Here is a 17,287-nt window from a genome sequence, read left to right as displayed (position 1 = left end):
CCGGCCGGTGAGCTGACGACCGAGGGTCAGCGAGTCGGCGACGGCCCGCTCAGAGGCTCGTGACCCGCCCGACGAGGTGGGTGGCGCTCTTCTTCTGCGCCTTCACGCCGAAGCGGATCGCGTCACCGTCGGTCTCGTAGCCGAACACGACGGTGCTCGGCAGGAGGATCGGCTTCTTGAACTCGACGTCGACGACATGGGCGTCCGGCAGCCTGTTCTGCAGCGCCGCGAGGCAACGCGCCTTCGTCCACATGCCGTGCGCGATGTTGCGCGGGAACCCGAACGCCTTGGCAGTGAGGGGGTGCAGGTGGATCGGGTTCCGGTCGCCTGACACCGCACCGTACCGTCGGCCGAGATCGCCGCCGAGACGCCAGTGCACGACGCCGGACGGCGCGTCGACGCCCTCGAGCGGAGCGGCGGAGGTCTCCGCACCGCTGCCCGAACCGCGCGAGAACAGCGTCGTGACCTCCTCCCACACGACGTCCCCCCCGGCCGTGACGGTCGTGAGGAGGTCGATGAGCCGCCCCTTGGGGTGGGGGCGGAGGTCGTCGGCCCTGACCGAGACGTCGAGGACGTCGTCCGGGGTGACGGGACGGTGCTGCGTGATCCGGTTGCGCAGGTGGACCAGGCCCATCGGTGCGAACGGGAACGACGTGTCCGTCATGAGGGCGAGGTGCAGCGCGAACGCGGACATGTGCGGGTACGTCGCCGGGACGGCGTCCGCGTGCCCGAACCCGCAGACCTCCAGGTACCTCTGCAGGTGCTCCGGATCGGTGACCACGCCACCGCGCTCGAGCACGAGGTCGGGGACGTCGCGTGAGGTGTGCTTGACGCCGGGCAGGGAGCCGACGCCGGGGACGGCCGGCAGGGCCGCCCTGAGCATGAGCGGCAGGGTCGACGGTGCCTTGTCGAAGCTCTTGGTCGTCACGACGCCCCCAGCAGCATCTGGCCGTTGACGCCGAGGACGTTGCCGCTGACGGCGCCCGAGCCCGGGTTGGCGAACCAGGCGATCGCCTCGGCGACGTCGACGGGGTGTCCGCCCTGGGACATCGAGTTCATCCGTCGTCCGGCCTCGCGGATGCCCAGGGGGATGGTCTTGACCATCTCGGTCTCCATGAAGCCCGGCGCGACGACGTTGGCGGTGATGCCGTCCCCGGCCACCCGTACGGCCAGGGACTGGATCCACCCGATCACGCCGGCCTTGGCGGAGGCATAGTTGGTCTGTCCGTTGTTGCCCGCGATGCCGGCGATGGAAGCGATGCCGATGACGGTGCCACCGGTGTTGATCAGGCCGCGGGAGAGCAGCTCGTCGGTGATCCGCTGCGGGGCGCCGACGCTGATGTCGACCACGAGCTGCCAGTTCTCCGGCTTCATGTTCCGCAGCCGCTTGTCCCGCGTGATGCCGGCGTTGTGCACGACGACGTCGACACCGCCGTGGTGCTGCTTGACGTGATCGGCGATCATCGCCGGGGCGTCGTCGGCGGTGATGTCACCGACGATGTAGTCGCCACCGAGCTCCTCGGCGAGCGCCTTGAGGTCGGCCTCCAGCGGGGGGACATCCAGGCCGATGACGGTGGCCCCGTCGCGGGCGAGCGTGCGCATGTCGGCCTCGCCGAGTCCGCGGGAGGCCCCGGTGACCAGCGCGACCTTGCCGGCGAGTGGCTTGAGCAGCTCGGCGGCCGGGGGAGCCTTCGTGATGCCGGTGGTGCCGACGCGCACGACCTGGCCGGAGACGTAGGCCGACTTGGGGGAGAGCAGGAAGCCGAGGGTGGAACCGACGGCCTTCTCGGCGCCCTCGACGATGTAGAGGAGGTTGACGCTCGAGCCGTTCCCGACCTCCTTGGCCAGTGAGCGGGTGAAGCCCTCCAGCGCGCGCTGGGCGATGACGTCGTCCTCGGCGCTCAGGGTCTCGGGGGCAGTGCCCACGACCACCACACGGCCGCAGGACTGCAGCTGGCGCAGCACCGGCGTGAAGAACTCCTGCAACGCCACCAGACCTGCGGCACCGGAGATCCCGGTCGCGTCGAACACGAGGCCCTTGTACTTCTTGCCCTCGGCACGGACGCCGGTGGACTCGATCCCGGCGGCCTTGAGGGAGGCGGTGACGGCCTTGGCCACGGGGCCGGGCGACGCGCTGCCGGTCAGCACGGTGCCCGCGACCAGCGGGCCGCCTGAGTAGCGCTCGAGGTAGGGCGGGTCGGGCAGGCCCAAGTTCTTGACCACGAACTTCCCGATCGGGTTGTGGGCCAGGTCCTGGTAACGATCGCTCATCGCCGGATGTGTCCTATCTCTCGCATACCATTGGTATCTGAAATCGCACTCGAACTGTAACTTGGTGTGACAGTTGAGGTCCACCGCCCTCGCAGGAGGCGTACGTCACGACCGTGCGACCCGTCGGGCGGCATGATGGGCCACGACCATCGTCCCGCACGAGCCACGCGCCCGACACCCCAGCACGGAGGAGCACCTCATGGCGGACACCACGCCTCCCACGAACTCTGGCACCGCGAAGAAGCCCGCGGCCAAGACGCCCGCGAAGAAGACGGCAGCCCAGAAGTCGACCGCCAAGAAGGCCGCGAGCAGCGCGGCCGGCGGCGGCGAGCAGACCATCCGGCGCGTCGCCGTGATCGGCGGCAACCGCATCCCGTTCGCGCGCTCGAACACCGTCTACGGCGGAGTCTCCAACCAGGAGATGCTCACCGCCGCCGTGGACGGGCTCGTCGACCGCTTCGGTCTGGAGGGCGAGCGTGCCGGTGAGCTCGTCGCAGGCGCCGTGCTCAAGCACAGCCGCGACTTCAACCTCGCGCGCGAGGCCGTCCTCGGCTCCAGGCTCTCGCCCGAGACCCCCGCCGTGGACATCCAGCAGGCCTGCGGCACGGGGCTGCAGGCCGCGTTCCAGGTGGCGAACAAGATCGCCCTCGGCAAGATCGACTTCGGTGTCGCCGGAGGCACGGACACCACGTCCGACGCCCCGCTCGCCGTCGGCGACAAGCTGCGCAAGATCCTCATCGAGGCCAACAACGCCAAGGACAACAAGGGGCGCCTCGCCGCGATCGCCAAGATCCGCCCGAGCATGCTGGCCCCCGACCAGCCGCGCAACGCCGAGCCGCGTACCGGCCTGTCGATGGGCGACCACCAGGCCATCACCACCCGTGCCTGGGCGATCACGCGGGAGGCGCAGGACGAGCTGGCCGCCGCGAGCCACCAGAACCTCGCCAAGTCCTGGGACGAAGGGTGGCAGGACGACCTGGTGACACCCTTCCGCGGCGTCGACAAGGACACCCACCTGCGACCGGACTCCACGGTGGAGAAGCTGGCCAGGCTCAAGCCGGTCTTCGGCAAGCAGCTCGGCGACGAGGCCACCATGACGGCCGGCAACTCCACGCCCCTGTCCGACGGTGCGTCCGTCGCGCTGCTGGCGTCGCCGGAGGAGGCCCGCAAGCGCGGCTGGGAGGTCCAGGCCTACCTCGTCGACTACGAGACCGCCGCCGTGGACTACGTCAGCGGTGACGAGGGCCTGCTCCTCGCCCCGGCCTACGCCGTCCCGCGGATGCTTGCCCGCAACGGCCTCACGCTGCAGGACTTCGACTTCTACGAGATCCACGAGGCCTTCGCGGGCCAGGTGCTCTCGACCCTCGCGGCGTGGGAGGACGCGGACTTCTGCAAGACCCGGCTCGGCCTGGACGTCCCGCTGGGCTCCATCGATCGCGGCAGGCTGAACGTCAAGGGCTCCTCGCTCGCGGCCGCGCACCCCTTCGCCGCCACGGGCGGGCGGATCATCGCGAACCTCGCCAAGCTGCTGCACGAGAAGGGCTCGGGTCGCGGCCTGATCTCCATCTGCGCCGCGGGCGGCCAAGGCGTCGTCGCCATCCTGGAGGCCTGAGCCTGCTCGGTGGCCCGCGGTGCCGACCTCCTACGAGGCGTCGCCGCGGGCCATCGCCGTGGACATCAAGATGGCGTAGCCGCGGACGGCCTCGCGGGACACGGGGTCCACCACCGGCATCCCGGACTCGTGCCCGTGCACGGCGAGCTGGAGGGTCAGCAGGTTCAGCACTCCCAGCCCCTGGGCGTAGAAGATGTTGGCCAGCAGGATCGGGTCGGGCACCGTGAAGACGCCGCTCTCGCACCCGGACTCGAGCACCGCGACCACCTGCCCGAGCGTCGCGCTCATGGCGCTTCCCAGCGCGACCATGGCCTCGCCACTGACCTCCTCGAGGAGCTCCTCCCCGCGACGCCGCAGGAGCGTCTGCGCGCAGTCGACGAAGGCGGGGTACTTCTCGCCGAAGTCGAAGAACTCCTCCGTCATGGCCGCGAGCCGCTTCTCGGGGTCCGCGCCGAGGTCGTCGCGGTCCTGCAGTGCACGGGAGAGCTCCTCGAGGTAGCCGACGAGCGTCAGGGCGAACAGCTCCTCCTTGCCGGAGAAGTGTCGATAGATGATGGCGCGGTTGATCCCGACGGCGCGCGCGATGTCCTCGATCTGGGCGTCGCGGACACCGCGCTCGTCGAAGAGCGCTCGCGTGGCGGCGAGGATCTCGCGGGTCCTGGCGGCACGACGTTCGTTCGCGGACATGCCGTCCACCCTAGACCGCGCCGGACGGTACGGGTCCGCACGCCTCGCGTGGCACGAACGAGCGGAGTCCGCCGCGGGCGAACTGTCGGCGCCCGCCCGTAGGCTTGCAGACATGAGGCCCCTGTCAGAGCTCCAGCGTCAGGTTGCGCCGTTCGAGGTCGTCTCGGAGTACGAGCCCGCCGGCGACCAGCCCACGGCGATCGCCGAGATCGAGCGGCGGATCACCGGTGGCACCGACGACGTCGTGCTCATGGGTGCCACGGGAACGGGCAAGACCGCCACCACGGCCTGGCTGGCCGAGCGCCTGCAGCGGCCGATGCTGGTGATGCTGCCCAACAAGACGCTCGCGGCGCAGTTCGCGAACGAGCTGCGCGAGCTCCTCCCGAACAACGCGGTGGAGTACTTCGTCTCCTACTACGACTACTACCAGCCCGAGGCCTACGTCCCCCAGACGGACACCTACATCGAGAAGGACTCCTCGGTCAACGACGAGGTGGAGCGGCTGCGGCACTCAGCCACCTGGTCGCTGCTGTCGCGTCGCGACGTCATCGTCGTGGCCACGGTCTCGTGCATCTACGGCCTGGGCTCGGCACAGGAGTACATCGAGCGGATGATCCGGTTCCGGGTGGGGGAGGAGAAGCCGCGCGAGGAGCTGCTGCGCACCCTCGTGCAGGCGCAGTACGTGCGCAACGACGTCACCGCCACGCGCGGCACGTTCCGCGTCAAGGGCGACACCCTGGAGATCTTCCCGGTCTACCAGGAGATGGCCGTCCGGGTGGAGTTCTTCGGTGACGAGATCGAGCGGCTCATGACGCTGCACCCGCTCACGGGGGAGGTCCTGAGCGAGGACACCGAGCTCTCGGTCGGCGCCGCGACGCACTACGCCGTCGGACCCGACGTGATGACGCGGGCGGTCGAGCGCATCGAGGTCGAGCTGGCCGAGCGGCTGGCGGAGCTGGAGTCGCAGAACAAGCTCCTGGAGGCCCAGCGTCTGCGCATGCGCACCACCTACGACATCGAGATGATGCAGCAGGTCGGCACGTGCTCGGGCATCGAGAACTACTCCCTGCACATGGACGGCCGCCCACCCGGCAGCGCCCCCAACTGCCTGCTGGACTACTTTCCCGAGGACTTCGTCCTCGTGGTCGATGAGTCCCACGTGACCATCCCGCAGATCGGCGCCATGTACGAGGGCGACGCGTCGCGCAAGCGCACGCTGGTGGAGCACGGCTTCCGGCTGCCCAGCGCCATGGACAACCGGCCCCTGATGTGGGGGGAGTTCCTGGACCGCATCGGTCAGAGCATCTACCTCTCTGCCACCCCGGGCTCCTACGAGATGGACAAGACCGGCCGTGACGTGGTCGAGCAGATCATCCGGCCCACCGGCCTGGTGGATCCCGAGGTGCTGGTCAAGCCCACCAAGGGGCAGATCGACGACCTCATCGCCCAGATCCGCGACCGCACCGGACGCGGTGACCGGGTCCTGGTCACGACGCTCACCAAGAAGATGTCCGAGGACCTCACCGACTACCTCCTGGAGTCAGGGATCCGGACGCGTTACCTGCACAGCGAGGTCGACACGCTGCGCCGGGTCGAGCTCCTGCGAGAGCTGCGGATGGGCGAGTACGACGTGCTGGTCGGCATCAACCTGCTGCGTGAGGGCCTGGACCTGCCCGAGGTGAGCCTGGTGGCGATCCTGGACGCCGACAAGGAAGGCTTCCTGCGGTCGGGACGGTCCCTGATCCAGACCATCGGACGTGCAGCACGCAACGTGTCGGGCCAGGTCATCATGTACGCCGACCGGATCACCGACTCGATGGAGCTGGCGATCGAGGAGACCAACCGTCGACGCGAGAAGCAGGTGGCCTACAACAAGGAGAAGGGCGTCGATCCACAGCCGCTGCGCAAGAAGATCGGCGACATCACCGACATGCTGGCCCGCGAGGACGCCGACACCAGCAAGCTGCTCGCCGCCACGGGTGACCACAAGCGCAAGGGTGCACCGGTGCCGCTCGGGCAGCACACGGCCAACCTCGCCGACATGCCCTCCGGCGACCTCGCGGCCCTCATCGAGCAGCTCAGCGACCAGATGCACACGGCGGCGGCCGAGCTGCAGTTCGAGGTGGCCGCGAGGCTCCGCGACGAGATCGGCGAGCTGAAGAAGGAGCTGCGCGGCATGCTCGAGGCCGGGGTGTGACCCTGCGCGCCGAGCAGGGACCGCTGAGCATCACGGTGGACCCGGAGCGGGGCGGACGCCTGCTGTCGTTCACTGCCTTCGGCCATGAGCTGCTCTCCACCCAGTCCATCCCCGGCGTCGACGACTCGGTGGCCCACGGCTGCTACCCGATGGTGCCGTGGGCCGGCCGGATCGCGGACGCCCGGCTCCGGACCCACGGTCGGGAGTGGCCGCTGCCGCCCTCGCCCGACGGTCACGCGCTGCACGGTCTCGGACGCGAGGCCGTCTGGGAGCAGGTGGGGCCGCTGGAGCTGGAGGTCCCACTGGGCGACCCGTGGCCAGCAGCCGGACGCGCCCGGCTCGCCTACGAGCTGGCCGACGACCGGCTGCACCTGCGGCTGCGCTGGGACGGTGAGGGACCCGGCGCGTCGCTGGGCTTCCACCCGTGGTTCCGGCGCGAGGTCGGAGGCGCGCAGGCCGAGCTCGAGCTGGACCGGCTCGACCAGGTCCAGCGGGGGGCGGACGGCCTGCCCACCGGACGCATCGTCGCTCCCGAGCCGGGGCCGTGGGACGACTGCTTCACCCTCGCCGGCCCACCCCGGCTGACCTGGCCCGGCGTCCTCGGCGCGACCCTGTACTCCGATGCGGACTGGTGGGTCGTCTTCACCGAGCCGGAGCACGCCGTCTGCGTCGAGCCCCAGACGGCCCCGCCCGACGCCTTCCACCACCCGCGGTGGGCCGCGTGCCTCACCGCGCGCGAGGTGCGCCTCACCATCGTGGTGTCGGACCTCTCCCAGCAGGGGGCGGCCGCCGAGCTCCGGACGTGATGCGCCGCACGGCACCGTGGTGCGCGGGAGTCGAGATGTGCTGCAAGAATGGTGCGCCGGAGGGGAGTATTCCTGCGCCGCAGCGTCGTCACCACGTCGATCATCCTTGGATCGTCCGGTGCTGCGGGTCGCCTCGGCGGCGGAAGAGACCTCGGACCACACCGTAGACCGGAGGAACCGAGTGAACGTCTCCACCACCGAGTGGGCCATCACCGTGGGCGTCACGATCGCGATCATCTTGTTCGACGTGATCATCGTCGCCCGCAAGCCACACGAGCCGTCGACGCGCGAGTGCGTCGCCTACCTGTCCTTCTACGTCGGGCTGGCGATCGCTTTCGGCATCTGGACGTTCACCTACCACGGCTCGCAGTACGGGACGGAGTTCTTCGCCGGCTGGCTCACCGAGTACAGCCTGTCGATCGACAACCTCTTCCTGTTCATCCTGATCATGGCGAGCTTCAACGTCCCCAGGAAGTACCAGCAGGAAGCCCTCATGGTGGGCATCATCATCGCCCTGATCTTCCGGGCCGTCTTCATCGCCGTCGGCGCGGTGGCCATCAACAACTTCTCGTGGGTCTTCTACATCTTCGCGGCGTTCCTGATCTACACGGCGATCAACCTGATCCGGGACAACGACCACGACGACGACGCCGAGAACCGCGTCGTCAAGCTCGCGCGCCGTCGCTTCGCGATGACCGACACGTGGGACGGGCTCAAGCTCTTCATCCACGAGAACGGCAAGCGGGTCATGACGCCGATGTTCCTGGTGATCATCGCCCTCGGCACCACCGACCTGCTGTTCGCGCTGGACTCGATCCCGGCCATCTACGGCCTGACCCGGGAGCCCTACCTGGTCTTCACGGCGAACGTGTTCGCCCTCATGGGTCTGCGCCAGCTGTACTTCCTGCTGGGCGACCTGCTCAAGCGTCTGGTCTTCCTGTCCCAGGGCCTGGCCATCCTGCTCGGGTTCATCGGCGTGAAGCTCCTGCTGCACGCGCTGCACGAGAACGAGCTGGCCTTCATCAACGGTGGCGAGCACGTCCCGGTCCCGGAGATCCCGACCCTGGCGAGCCTGGGTGCCATCATCGTCATCCTCGGCACCACCGCGGTCGTCAGCCTCTGGTACTCCAGCCGGCACCCGGAGGAGGTCCCGGCCCCGCCCAAGGAGGGCGAGGCTGCGGGCGACGCTCGCGACTGAGCCACGAGGCGGCGCGTCGGGCCGGTCCGGAGGATGCCCTCTAGGCCGGTCCGACGTCGCTGACCTCGAAGCGGCGGACGTCGGCCCCGAGGACCGCCACCTGCTGGTCGTCGTCCGGGCCTGCTCCTCGGAAGGCCAGGAGCGAGGCCTCGTCCTGCCACCGCTCGTAGACCGTCACCGTCGCGTCGTCCAACGGATCCGGTCCCAGCGTGAAGGTCATGCAGCCGTCCGCGGAGCGAGCCGCCTCGATCGCGCCGAGGCAACCGTCGAGGAAGGCCTGTCGCTCGCCCGGGGCCACCCGGAGCGAGCCGGCGACGATGATCACTCCTGTGGTCCGTCCTCGATGTCGGTGAGCTCGACGTGCTCGCCCTGGCGGCGACGTGCGATGTACACCGGCACGGACAGGACCAGCCCCAGCGCGAGCAGGATCCCCGCGATCTCGTACTGCTCGGCCGGCCGCCCGGACATCGGGGTCACGAGGTAGAGGCAGGCGACCGCCCCGATGACGGCGATCCAGGCACGGGTCCGGAAGTGCTCGTGGTCCACGGAGTCCTTGCGCAGCACCAGGACCGCGACGTTGACGACGCCGAAGACCCCGAGCAGCAGCAGGGCGGTCGTGCCGCCGAGCACCGCGACGGCGTCCTCGCTGGCGTAGGACACGTAGGTGATGAGGGCGAAGGCGAGGACGGTAGTGAACAGGATGGCCGCCGACGGTGTCCGCGTACGTCCGACCCTGCCGAGCTGCTCGGGCAGGACGCCCTGTCGGGCCATGCCGTAGATGAGCCGGCTGGCCATCATCATGTTGATGAGTGCGGAGTTGGCCACGGCGAACATCGAGATGAAGGGCAGGATCGTGTCGATCGGCAGGTTGGGCGCGCCGGCCTCGACCACGAGGACGAGGGGGGTGTCGCTGTCGGCCAGCTCGCCGACGGGCACGAGGGCCACCGCACAGATCGAGATCAGCACGTAGATGACGGCGGTGATGCCCAGGCCGGTGAGCATGATCTTGGGGAAGATCCGGGTCGGGTCCTGGGTCTCCTCGGCCATGTTGACCGAGTCCTCGAACCCGACCATCGCGAAGAAGGCGAGCGAGGTGGCAGTGGTGATGGCCAGGAAGACGTTCTTGTCGTCCGGGGTGTCGAAGGCCACGACGCGCGAGAAGTCGACCGTGTCGCCGCCGAAGGCCAGCAGACCCACCATGATGACGAGCAGCAGCCCGGAGAGCTCGACGAGCGTCAGGACGACGTTGGCCTTGACGCTCTCGCTCACGCCGCGCAGGTTGATGGCCATCACGAGCGCCATGAAGCCCAGCGACACGAGCATGATCTGCGTGTTGCCGGCCTCCCAGGAGATGCCGGCCGCGAAGTTGGAGGCGAAGGCCCGGGACGCCGTCGAGGCCGAGGTGATGCCCGAGCACATCACGGCGAAGGTGACCAGGAAGGTGAAGAAGTGCACGCCGAAGGCCTTGTGCACGTAGAGCGCCGCGCCTGCGGCCTGCGGGTACTTGGTGACCAGCTCGAGGTAGGAGAAGGCCGTCAGCGTCGCCACCGCGAACGCCACCAGGAACGGCAGCCAGGCTGCACCGCCGACCTCTGCCGCCACCTGACCGGTCAGCGCGTAGACGCCCGTCCCGAGGATGTCCCCGACGATGAAGAGCAGCAGGAGCCTGGGCCCCATCACCCTGCGCAGCTCGGTCGGCTTCTCAGATGATGCTGTGCTCACGCGCGCACTCCCCTCGACGAGCGTCGTTGTGACGCATGCGGTGGGAACACCTTGCTCCGGGTGAGCGATCCGCGCAAGCACTTGGGTACGGTCGTCTCGTGCAGCAGCTCCGCTCGCGTGTGCGATCCGTCGCCACGCGGCTCGTCGTCCGTCGCATCCGTCGCAAGGGCATCGACCTCTCGCGGCTCGCCTTCGTGCCCGAACGTGCCAAGATGCCGCTGCAGCGGGTGGGCCCCGACCCCGTTCCTGCCCTCGGCCTCGCCCGCGAGTCCGGTGGTCTGCATCGCCTCCCGCTGCCCTTCGACTTCGACGTCTGGCTCGTCCCCGGCCACGACGACGCCCGCGGCGTCCTGACCGACCGCTCGAGCTACTCCAACGACATCCGACACCTCTTCCACGGTGACGGCCCGGCCACCTCCGACGACATCGGAGGCCTGGGTTTCACGGACCCGCCGCTGCACACTCGGCTGCGCAAGATCATCACGCCGGAGTTCACGATGCGTCGGCTCACCCGCCTGGAGCCGGTGATCGAACGGATCGTGCAGGAGGCCCTCGACGAGATGGTGGCGTCCGGCTCTCCGGCCGACCTCGCCTCGCAGGTCGCGTTCCCGGTGCCGTTCCGCACCATCTGCGCGCTGCTCGGGCTGGACTACGCCGACCAGCAGGAGTTCGCCGGGCTCGGCAGCGCCCGCTTCGACGCGACCAACGGCGCGGCCGCGGCGTTCGGAGCCGTCTCGGCCCAGCGCGAGTTCCTCTTCGACGCCGTGGCCCGGCAACGTCGGCAGCCGGGGCCCGGTCTCATCGGCCAGATCATCCGTGAGGAGGGCGACGCGATCAGCGACGTCGACCTCGCCGGGCTCGCCGACGGTGTCTTCACCGGAGGCTTCGAGACCACCGCCGGGATGATCTCGCTCGGCACCATGGTCCTGCTGCGCGACGAGAAGCACGCGGATGTCGTCCGACACGGCGAGCGCGGTGACGTCGAGCGGGTCGTCGAGGAGCTGTTGCGCTACCTCTCGGTCGTCCAGGTGGCCTTTCCACGGTTCGCGAAGCAGGACATGCAGGTCGGCGGCCGGCGGATCCGGAAGGGCGACGTCCTCATCCCCTCCTTGAGCGGTGCCAACCGTGATCCGCAGGCAGCGGGGGAGCGGGCCGAGGAGTTCGACCCCTTCCGCGTCCCCGCGAGCGCGCACCTGGCCTTCGGGCACGGCATCCATCGCTGCATCGGGGCCGAGCTCGCCCGGATGGAGCTGCGCATCGTGCTCCCCGCCCTGTTCCGACGCCTGCCGGACCTGGCCGTGGCCGTGCCGGCACAGGAGCTCAGCTTTCGCCGGCTCTCGTTCGTGCACGGCCTCGACGAGCTGCCCGTCACGTTCTAGGCCTGCTGCTCCTCGTCGGGACGCTGGATGGGCTGGCCCGGCTCGGTGCACTGGCCGAGGGTCGTCTCCTGGTGACGCTTGAAGTCCGGTGAGCCCTCGAACGCCTCGCGGTAGTCCCCGGCCGGCAGTGCGGCGTAGTACTCGACCGCCTCCAGCAGGTCCGCCGCCTCGTCGGTCCCGCTGAGCCGGTCGAACTCGCGCGCGGGGTCCAGTGCCTCGTCGAAGCGCTCCACCGTCATGAGGACGTCGTTGCGGTTGAACGCGTCGATGCCGGCCGTGACGAGCCGACAGGTCTCCAGACCGGCGTCCTCGGCGCCCTGCTCGTCGTCACCGAGCAGCCCGCAGCCGGCGAGCAGGGCGCCGGCGGCGACGACGGGAGCAAGTGGCCTCACCCGATGAGCGTAGGAGCGATCCGGGTGCGCGGCATCCCGACGATCGGGTCACCAGCCCCGCTCACGCCACTGCGGCAGCTGTGGACGCTCCGTGCCGAGAGTGGTGTCGTCACCGTGCCCGGGGTAGACGTGGGTGTCGTCGGGGAAGCGGTCGAACACCTTGGACCGGACGTCGTCGAGCAACGTGCGGAAGTCCTCCGGGGACTGCGTCTTGCCCACGCCGCCGGGGAACAGGGAGTCGCCGGTGAGCAGGTGCACGATCCCGTCGGGGTCGTCGTACGCGAGCGCGATCGAGCCCGGGGTGTGACCGGCCAGGTGGAGGACCTCCAGCTCGCACGAGCCGACCCTGACCCTGGCGCCGTCCTCGACCCGCACGTCGACCGGGACCGGCAGCTCGTCGGCGTCCAGCTCGCCCGCGACGGTCTCGGCTCCGGTGGCCTCGACAACGGCGGCGAGAGCCTGCCAGTGGTCGCCGTGCCGGTGCGTCGTCACGATGCGCGCGAGGCCGTCGTCGCCGACCAGCCCCAGCAGCGTGTCCGCGCCGTCGGCGGCGTCGACGAGCACCTGCTCCCCGGTGAGGGTGCACCGCAGCAGGTAGGCGTTGTTGTTCATCGGACCGACGGCGATCTTGGTGACCTGCAGGTCACCCGCGTCCTGGACGTCGGCGGGACCGCCGACCGTGACCTCTCCGGTGTACGTCATGTCGCGATCCTAGGGCGACGGGTCTCACGTCCGCTCGAGACGCTTGTGTCGGTGGGCGGCGCTAGGCTCGGAGGGCCCACCGCCTCGACCAAGATGCCAGCATCCGACAGGAGCTTCGTGACCAAGCGCGCCATGCGTCCCTCCGGCCAGGGAAGCACCGACACGATCGTCGTGCGCGGTGCTCGTGAGCACAACCTCAAGGACGTCTCGCTCGACCTCCCGCGGGACTCCCTCATCGTCTTCACGGGCCTGTCGGGCTCGGGCAAGTCGTCCCTCGCCTTCGACACCATCTTCGCCGAGGGCCAACGTCGCTACGTCGAGTCGCTCTCGGCCTACGCCCGCCAGTTCCTGGGCCAGATGGACAAGCCTGACGTCGACTTCATCGAGGGGCTCTCGCCGGCGGTCTCGATCGACCAGAAGTCGACGTCGCGCAACCCGCGCTCGACCGTCGGCACCATCACCGAGGTCTATGACTACCTGCGTCTGCTCTACGCGCGGGCCGGGCGGGCGCACTGCCCCGAGTGCGGTGAGCCGATCACCCGGCAGACGCCGCAGCAGATCGTCGACCGGATCCTCGCGATGCCCGAGGGCAGCCGGTTCCAGGTGCTCGCCCCGGTCATCCGGGGCCGCAAGGGCGAGTACACCGAGCTCTTCCGCCAGCTGCAGCAGCAGGGCTTCAGCCGCACGATCGTCGACGGCGAGGTCCACAACCTCGCGGACGAGCCGCCCAAGCTGGCCAAGCAGAAGAAGCACACGATCGAGGTCGTCGTGGACCGGCTGCAGGTCAAGGAGTCGATGCAGCAGCGGCTCACCGAGTCCGTGGAGACCGCGCTGGCGCTGGCCGACGGGCTCCTGCTGACGGACTTCGTCGACCTCGACGAGGACGACGAGGGCCGGGTCCGGCGATTCTCCGAGAAGCTCGCCTGCCCCAACGACCACCCCTTGGCGGTCGACGAGCTGGAGCCGCGCTCGTTCTCCTTCAACGCACCCTTCGGAGCCTGCCCGCAGTGCCACGGACTGGGCACGCGGATGGAGGTCGACCCCGAGCTCGTCGTCCCTGACCCGTCGGCCTCCATCGACAGCGGAGCGATCGCCCCGTGGAGCCACAACCAGGTCTCGGAGTACTTCCTGCGGATCACGCAGTCCTTGGCCGAGGAGCTCGGCTTCTCCACGGCCACGCCGTACGAGGACCTGAGCCCGGACGTGCAGAAGATCCTGATGCACGGCCACCCGGACAAGGTCCACGTCCGCTACAAGAACCGGTACGGCCGCCAACGGTCGTACTACACGGCCTTCGAGGGCGCCATCGCCTTCATCGAGCGACGGCACGCCGACACCGAGTCCGAGACGAACCGCGAGCGGCTCGAGGGCTTCATGCGCGAGGTGCCGTGCGGCGAGTGCGACGGCACGCGGCTGAAGCCGGTCATCCGGGCGGTGCTCATCGAGAGCCCGACGATGGGCCCGAAGAACATCGCGGAGGTGGCCGCCCTCTCCATCGCCGAGGCGGCCGACTTCCTCGCCGAGCTGGACATGACCGATCGTGAGCGGCAGATCGGTGAGCGCGTGCTCAAGGAGATCCACGAACGGCTGCGCTTCCTGCTCGACGTCGGCCTGGACTACCTCAGCCTCGATCGTGCGGCCGGGTCGCTGTCCGGGGGCGAGGCCCAGCGGATCCGGCTCGCCACCCAGATCGGCGCCGGTCTCGTGGGCGTGCTGTACGTCCTGGACGAGCCGTCCATCGGCTTGCACCAGCGCGACAACCACCGCCTCATCGACACCCTGGAGCGACTGCGCGACCTGGGCAACACCCTGATCGTGGTCGAGCACGACGAGGACACCATCCGGGCCGCCGACTGGGCCGTGGACATCGGTCCGGGCGCCGGCGAGCACGGCGGCCAGGTCATCGTCGCCGGGCCCGTCGAGGACCTGCTCGCCTCCGAGGAGTCCCTGACCGGCCGCTACCTCTCCGGCCGCGAAAAGATCCCCCTGCCCGAGGTCCGACGGCCGCGTGACCCCGCGCGCGAGATCTCGGTGCTGGGGGCGCGGGAGAACAACCTGCACGACGTCGACGTCACGTTCCCGCTCGGTCAGTTCGTGGCCGTCACGGGGGTCTCGGGCTCGGGCAAGTCCACGTTGGTCAACGACATCCTCTACACGTCCCTGGCTCGCCAGATCTACAGCTCGCGCACCATCCCCGGGCGGCACCGCACCATCACAGGCGTGGAGAACATCGACAAGGTCATCCACGTCGACCAGTCGCCCATCGGACGGACCCCGCGGTCCAACCCGGCCACGTACACCGGGGTCTTCGACCACGTGCGCAAGCTGTTCGCGCAGACGCCCGAGGCCAAGATGCGCGGCTACCAGCAGGGCCGTTTCTCCTTCAACGTCAAGGGCGGTCGCTGCGAGGCGTGCTCCGGCGACGGGACGATCAAGATCGAGATGAACTTCCTGCCCGACGTCTACGTCCCGTGCGAGGTCTGCCACGGCGCGCGGTACAACCGCGAGACGCTCGAGGTGCACTACAAGGGCAAGACGATCGCCGAGGTCCTCGACATGGCGATCGAGGAGGCCGTGGAGTTCTTCGAGGCCATCCCGGTCATCGCCCGGCACCTGCGGACGCTCGTCGAGGTCGGGCTCGGCTACGTCCGGCTGGGCCAGCCGGCCACGACCCTCTCCGGCGGCGAGGCGCAGCGCGTCAAGCTCTCGGCGGAGCTGCAGAAGCGCACGTCGGGGCGCGCCCTGTACGTCCTGGACGAGCCGACGACCGGCCTGCACTTCGAGGACATCCGCAAGCTCCTGGGCGTCCTGGGCCGACTCGTCGACGCGGGGAACACCGTCATCGTCATCGAGCACAACCTCGACGTCATCAAGACGGCCGACTGGGTCCTGGACATGGGTCCCGAGGGCGGCAACGGTGGCGGCCGACTCATCGCCGAGGGCACCCCCGAGGACATCGCCAAGACCAAGGCCAGCCACACCGGTCGCTTCCTGGCTCCCCTCCTCACGTGACTCCTGATTCCCATGTCGACATGGGAATCCGCACACGGTAATGGCTTTCTTGCGTCTGCACGGGTTGCTTCCCGAGCAGACGCAAGAAAGCCATGCACCCGTTCGACGTCAGGCGAGGTGACGGCGACCGCGGTTGTACAACCGGTTCGACTCCTCGATGCAGTGCATCAACCGCATCCCCGTGGCCCGGGACCGATCGGGCTGGACGTCGGCCCACACCGTGCGCGAGACCCCGAACAGCTGAGCCCGGATCTCGTCCTCGCGTCGCTTCTCCCGGACGACGACGTCGCTGGGATGCTCCCCGGGACGCAGGTCGCGCAGGTACTTCCGGAACCCGTCGAACTCGTCGACGTGGCGGTACTCCCACCATCCCAGGTCCCCCCGGGCCGCCCAGGTGCCATCCGCACGAATGATCTCGATCTGGGTCGTCGGCCGCGGAAGGTGGCACTCCCAGCAGGTGAAGCGGGTGAGCGACTCACCCGGTGTCTCGGCCCCGGCGTCGGCAAGGCGCACCATCACGCGCGCGCCGCGTGAGCCCGTCCACCCGTGGAACCGCCCGGCAGTGTCCTCGAGCTGCTCGGGGAGGACGAGCCCGGAGTGCAGTCCGGAGTCCATCACCACGAGAGCGCCCCTCTGGCTCGTCGCGCAGGCGACCTGCCACGTCGCCAGGTCCGGCCGGACGGCGAGCCGCCCGTCGTCGACCTGGACGGCGTCCACGCTCGGTGTCCAGCGGTGGTGATGGACACCGGACTCGTGTCGGCCCGCTCCCGGATCCAGGCGCACGAGATGGACGATGGACAGGTCCACGTCGTACAGGCCGAGGCCGTGCACCGCTGCGGCACTGTGGTGGGACAGTGCCACCGATCCCGACTCGAACTTGTCCACGACGGATCGGGCGAGGACGACGTGGCGCTTTTCCGGGGTGAGCGTGGACACCACGTCCGTGTAGGCGAAGGTGCCCACCCGGAGCCGAGTCAGCTCACCCGAGACCAGGGCGGATCGGATCATCGCATCGGTACCACCAAGGTCGAGGATGTCGCCCCGGTGCAGGTAGCCCCCGTTGGCCTCGGCCAACGCCTCCATGTCTGAGTGCATGCTCCGATCCTCGGCCGACGCCGAGCACGACGACACCGTGGATCGTGTCCCCTGTGCATCGCGCCGACGCAGGCCCGACGCCTGTGGATGGCCACCTCCTGCACGGTTTTCTCGCACGTGCACGGGAAACAACCCGTGCAGCTGATGGGAAACCGTGACGCTGTGCTGGTTCCCATGTCGACATGGGAATCAGGGGACCGGGGTGTCGGAGGGC

Annotated in this window: 14 protein-coding genes; 6 read left to right on the top strand and 8 right to left on the bottom strand. The window is 69.4% G+C overall.

Annotated features, from left to right (window positions below; genetic code table 11):
* Positions 1 to 49: 49 nt before the first annotated feature.
* Together ACHAAC_RS07245 and ACHAAC_RS07240 are read right to left on the bottom strand one after the other, a co-directional pair.
* Positions 50 to 928, bottom strand: a complete 879-nt coding sequence (locus ACHAAC_RS07245) for a MaoC family dehydratase (RefSeq protein ID WP_435715384.1) — start codon at positions 926 to 928, stop codon at positions 50 to 52.
* Positions 925 to 2,271, bottom strand: a complete 1,347-nt coding sequence (locus tag ACHAAC_RS07240) for a 3-oxoacyl-ACP reductase (RefSeq protein ID WP_435715383.1) — start codon at positions 2,269 to 2,271, stop codon at positions 925 to 927. The genes ACHAAC_RS07245 and ACHAAC_RS07240 overlap by 4 nt, the downstream gene beginning before the upstream one ends.
* A 199-nt stretch (positions 2,272 to 2,470) precedes the next feature.
* Between ACHAAC_RS07240 and ACHAAC_RS07235 the strand changes: the two genes are divergently transcribed.
* Positions 2,471 to 3,883 (top strand): acetyl-CoA C-acetyltransferase, encoded by a 1,413-nt coding sequence (locus ACHAAC_RS07235; protein WP_435715382.1) that lies wholly within the window; start codon positions 2,471 to 2,473, stop codon positions 3,881 to 3,883.
* Positions 3,884 to 3,913: 30 nt separating this feature from the next.
* Here ACHAAC_RS07235 and ACHAAC_RS07230 read toward each other — a convergent pair whose 3' ends face one another.
* Positions 3,914 to 4,570, bottom strand: a complete 657-nt coding sequence (locus ACHAAC_RS07230) for a TetR/AcrR family transcriptional regulator (RefSeq protein WP_435715381.1) — start codon at positions 4,568 to 4,570, stop codon at positions 3,914 to 3,916.
* Positions 4,571 to 4,682: 112 nt separating this feature from the next.
* Here ACHAAC_RS07230 and uvrB point away from each other — a divergent pair, with 112 nt between their 5' ends.
* The 3 genes from uvrB (at position 4,683) to ACHAAC_RS07215 (ending at position 8,771) form a co-directional block, all read left to right on the top strand.
* Complete coding sequence (uvrB, locus tag ACHAAC_RS07225; protein ID WP_435715380.1) at positions 4,683 to 6,767, top strand: excinuclease ABC subunit UvrB; 2,085 nt, start codon at positions 4,683 to 4,685, stop codon at positions 6,765 to 6,767.
* The gene (locus ACHAAC_RS07220; RefSeq protein WP_435715379.1) at positions 6,764 to 7,573 is read left to right on the top strand and encodes an aldose 1-epimerase; all 810 of its coding nucleotides are present in this window, start codon (positions 6,764 to 6,766) and stop codon (positions 7,571 to 7,573) included. Before uvrB ends, ACHAAC_RS07220 begins: the two co-directional genes overlap by 4 nt.
* A gap of 181 nt (positions 7,574 to 7,754) precedes the next feature.
* Positions 7,755 to 8,771, top strand: coding sequence for a TerC family protein (locus ACHAAC_RS07215; RefSeq protein ID WP_435715378.1), 1,017 nt, complete (start codon positions 7,755 to 7,757; stop codon positions 8,769 to 8,771).
* A gap of 40 nt (positions 8,772 to 8,811) precedes the next feature.
* Here the strand turns inward: ACHAAC_RS07215 and ACHAAC_RS07210 are convergent, their stop codons facing one another.
* On the bottom strand, positions 8,812 to 9,096 hold the full coding sequence (locus ACHAAC_RS07210; protein ID WP_435715377.1) for a putative quinol monooxygenase: 285 nt from the start codon (positions 9,094 to 9,096) through the stop codon (positions 8,812 to 8,814).
* On the bottom strand, positions 9,093 to 10,493 hold the full coding sequence (locus ACHAAC_RS07205) for an APC family permease (RefSeq protein ID WP_435715376.1): 1,401 nt from the start codon (positions 10,491 to 10,493) through the stop codon (positions 9,093 to 9,095). Before ACHAAC_RS07205 ends, ACHAAC_RS07210 begins: the two co-directional genes overlap by 4 nt.
* A gap of 98 nt (positions 10,494 to 10,591) precedes the next feature.
* On the opposite strand from ACHAAC_RS07205, the gene ACHAAC_RS07200 reads away from it, so the two are divergent.
* Positions 10,592 to 11,872, top strand: a complete 1,281-nt coding sequence (locus ACHAAC_RS07200; protein WP_435715375.1) for a cytochrome P450 — start codon at positions 10,592 to 10,594, stop codon at positions 11,870 to 11,872.
* Here the strand turns inward: ACHAAC_RS07200 and ACHAAC_RS07195 are convergent.
* Complete coding sequence (locus tag ACHAAC_RS07195) at positions 11,869 to 12,264, bottom strand: hypothetical protein (RefSeq protein ID WP_435715374.1); 396 nt, start codon at positions 12,262 to 12,264, stop codon at positions 11,869 to 11,871. The genes ACHAAC_RS07200 and ACHAAC_RS07195 overlap by 4 nt on opposite strands.
* 48 nt (positions 12,265 to 12,312) lie before the next feature.
* Complete coding sequence (locus tag ACHAAC_RS07190; protein ID WP_435715373.1) at positions 12,313 to 12,966, bottom strand: MBL fold metallo-hydrolase; 654 nt, start codon at positions 12,964 to 12,966, stop codon at positions 12,313 to 12,315.
* Between the two features lie 132 nt (positions 12,967 to 13,098).
* Between ACHAAC_RS07190 and uvrA the strand changes: the two genes are divergently transcribed.
* The gene (gene uvrA / locus ACHAAC_RS07185) at positions 13,099 to 15,978 is read left to right on the top strand and encodes an excinuclease ABC subunit UvrA (RefSeq protein WP_435715527.1); all 2,880 of its coding nucleotides are present in this window, start codon (positions 13,099 to 13,101) and stop codon (positions 15,976 to 15,978) included.
* Positions 15,979 to 16,086: 108 nt separating this feature from the next.
* Here uvrA and ACHAAC_RS07180 read toward each other — a convergent pair whose 3' ends face one another.
* Positions 16,087 to 17,073, bottom strand: a complete 987-nt coding sequence (locus tag ACHAAC_RS07180; RefSeq protein WP_435715372.1) for a hypothetical protein — start codon at positions 17,071 to 17,073, stop codon at positions 16,087 to 16,089.
* Positions 17,074 to 17,287 lie beyond the last annotated feature (214 nt).

Origin of the sequence: Aeromicrobium sp. CF4.19 (assembly GCF_051262555.1) — a bacterium.
Classification (GTDB): domain Bacteria; phylum Actinomycetota; class Actinomycetes; order Propionibacteriales; family Nocardioidaceae; genus Aeromicrobium.
This window is presented reverse-complemented; position numbering and strand designations above follow the sequence as displayed.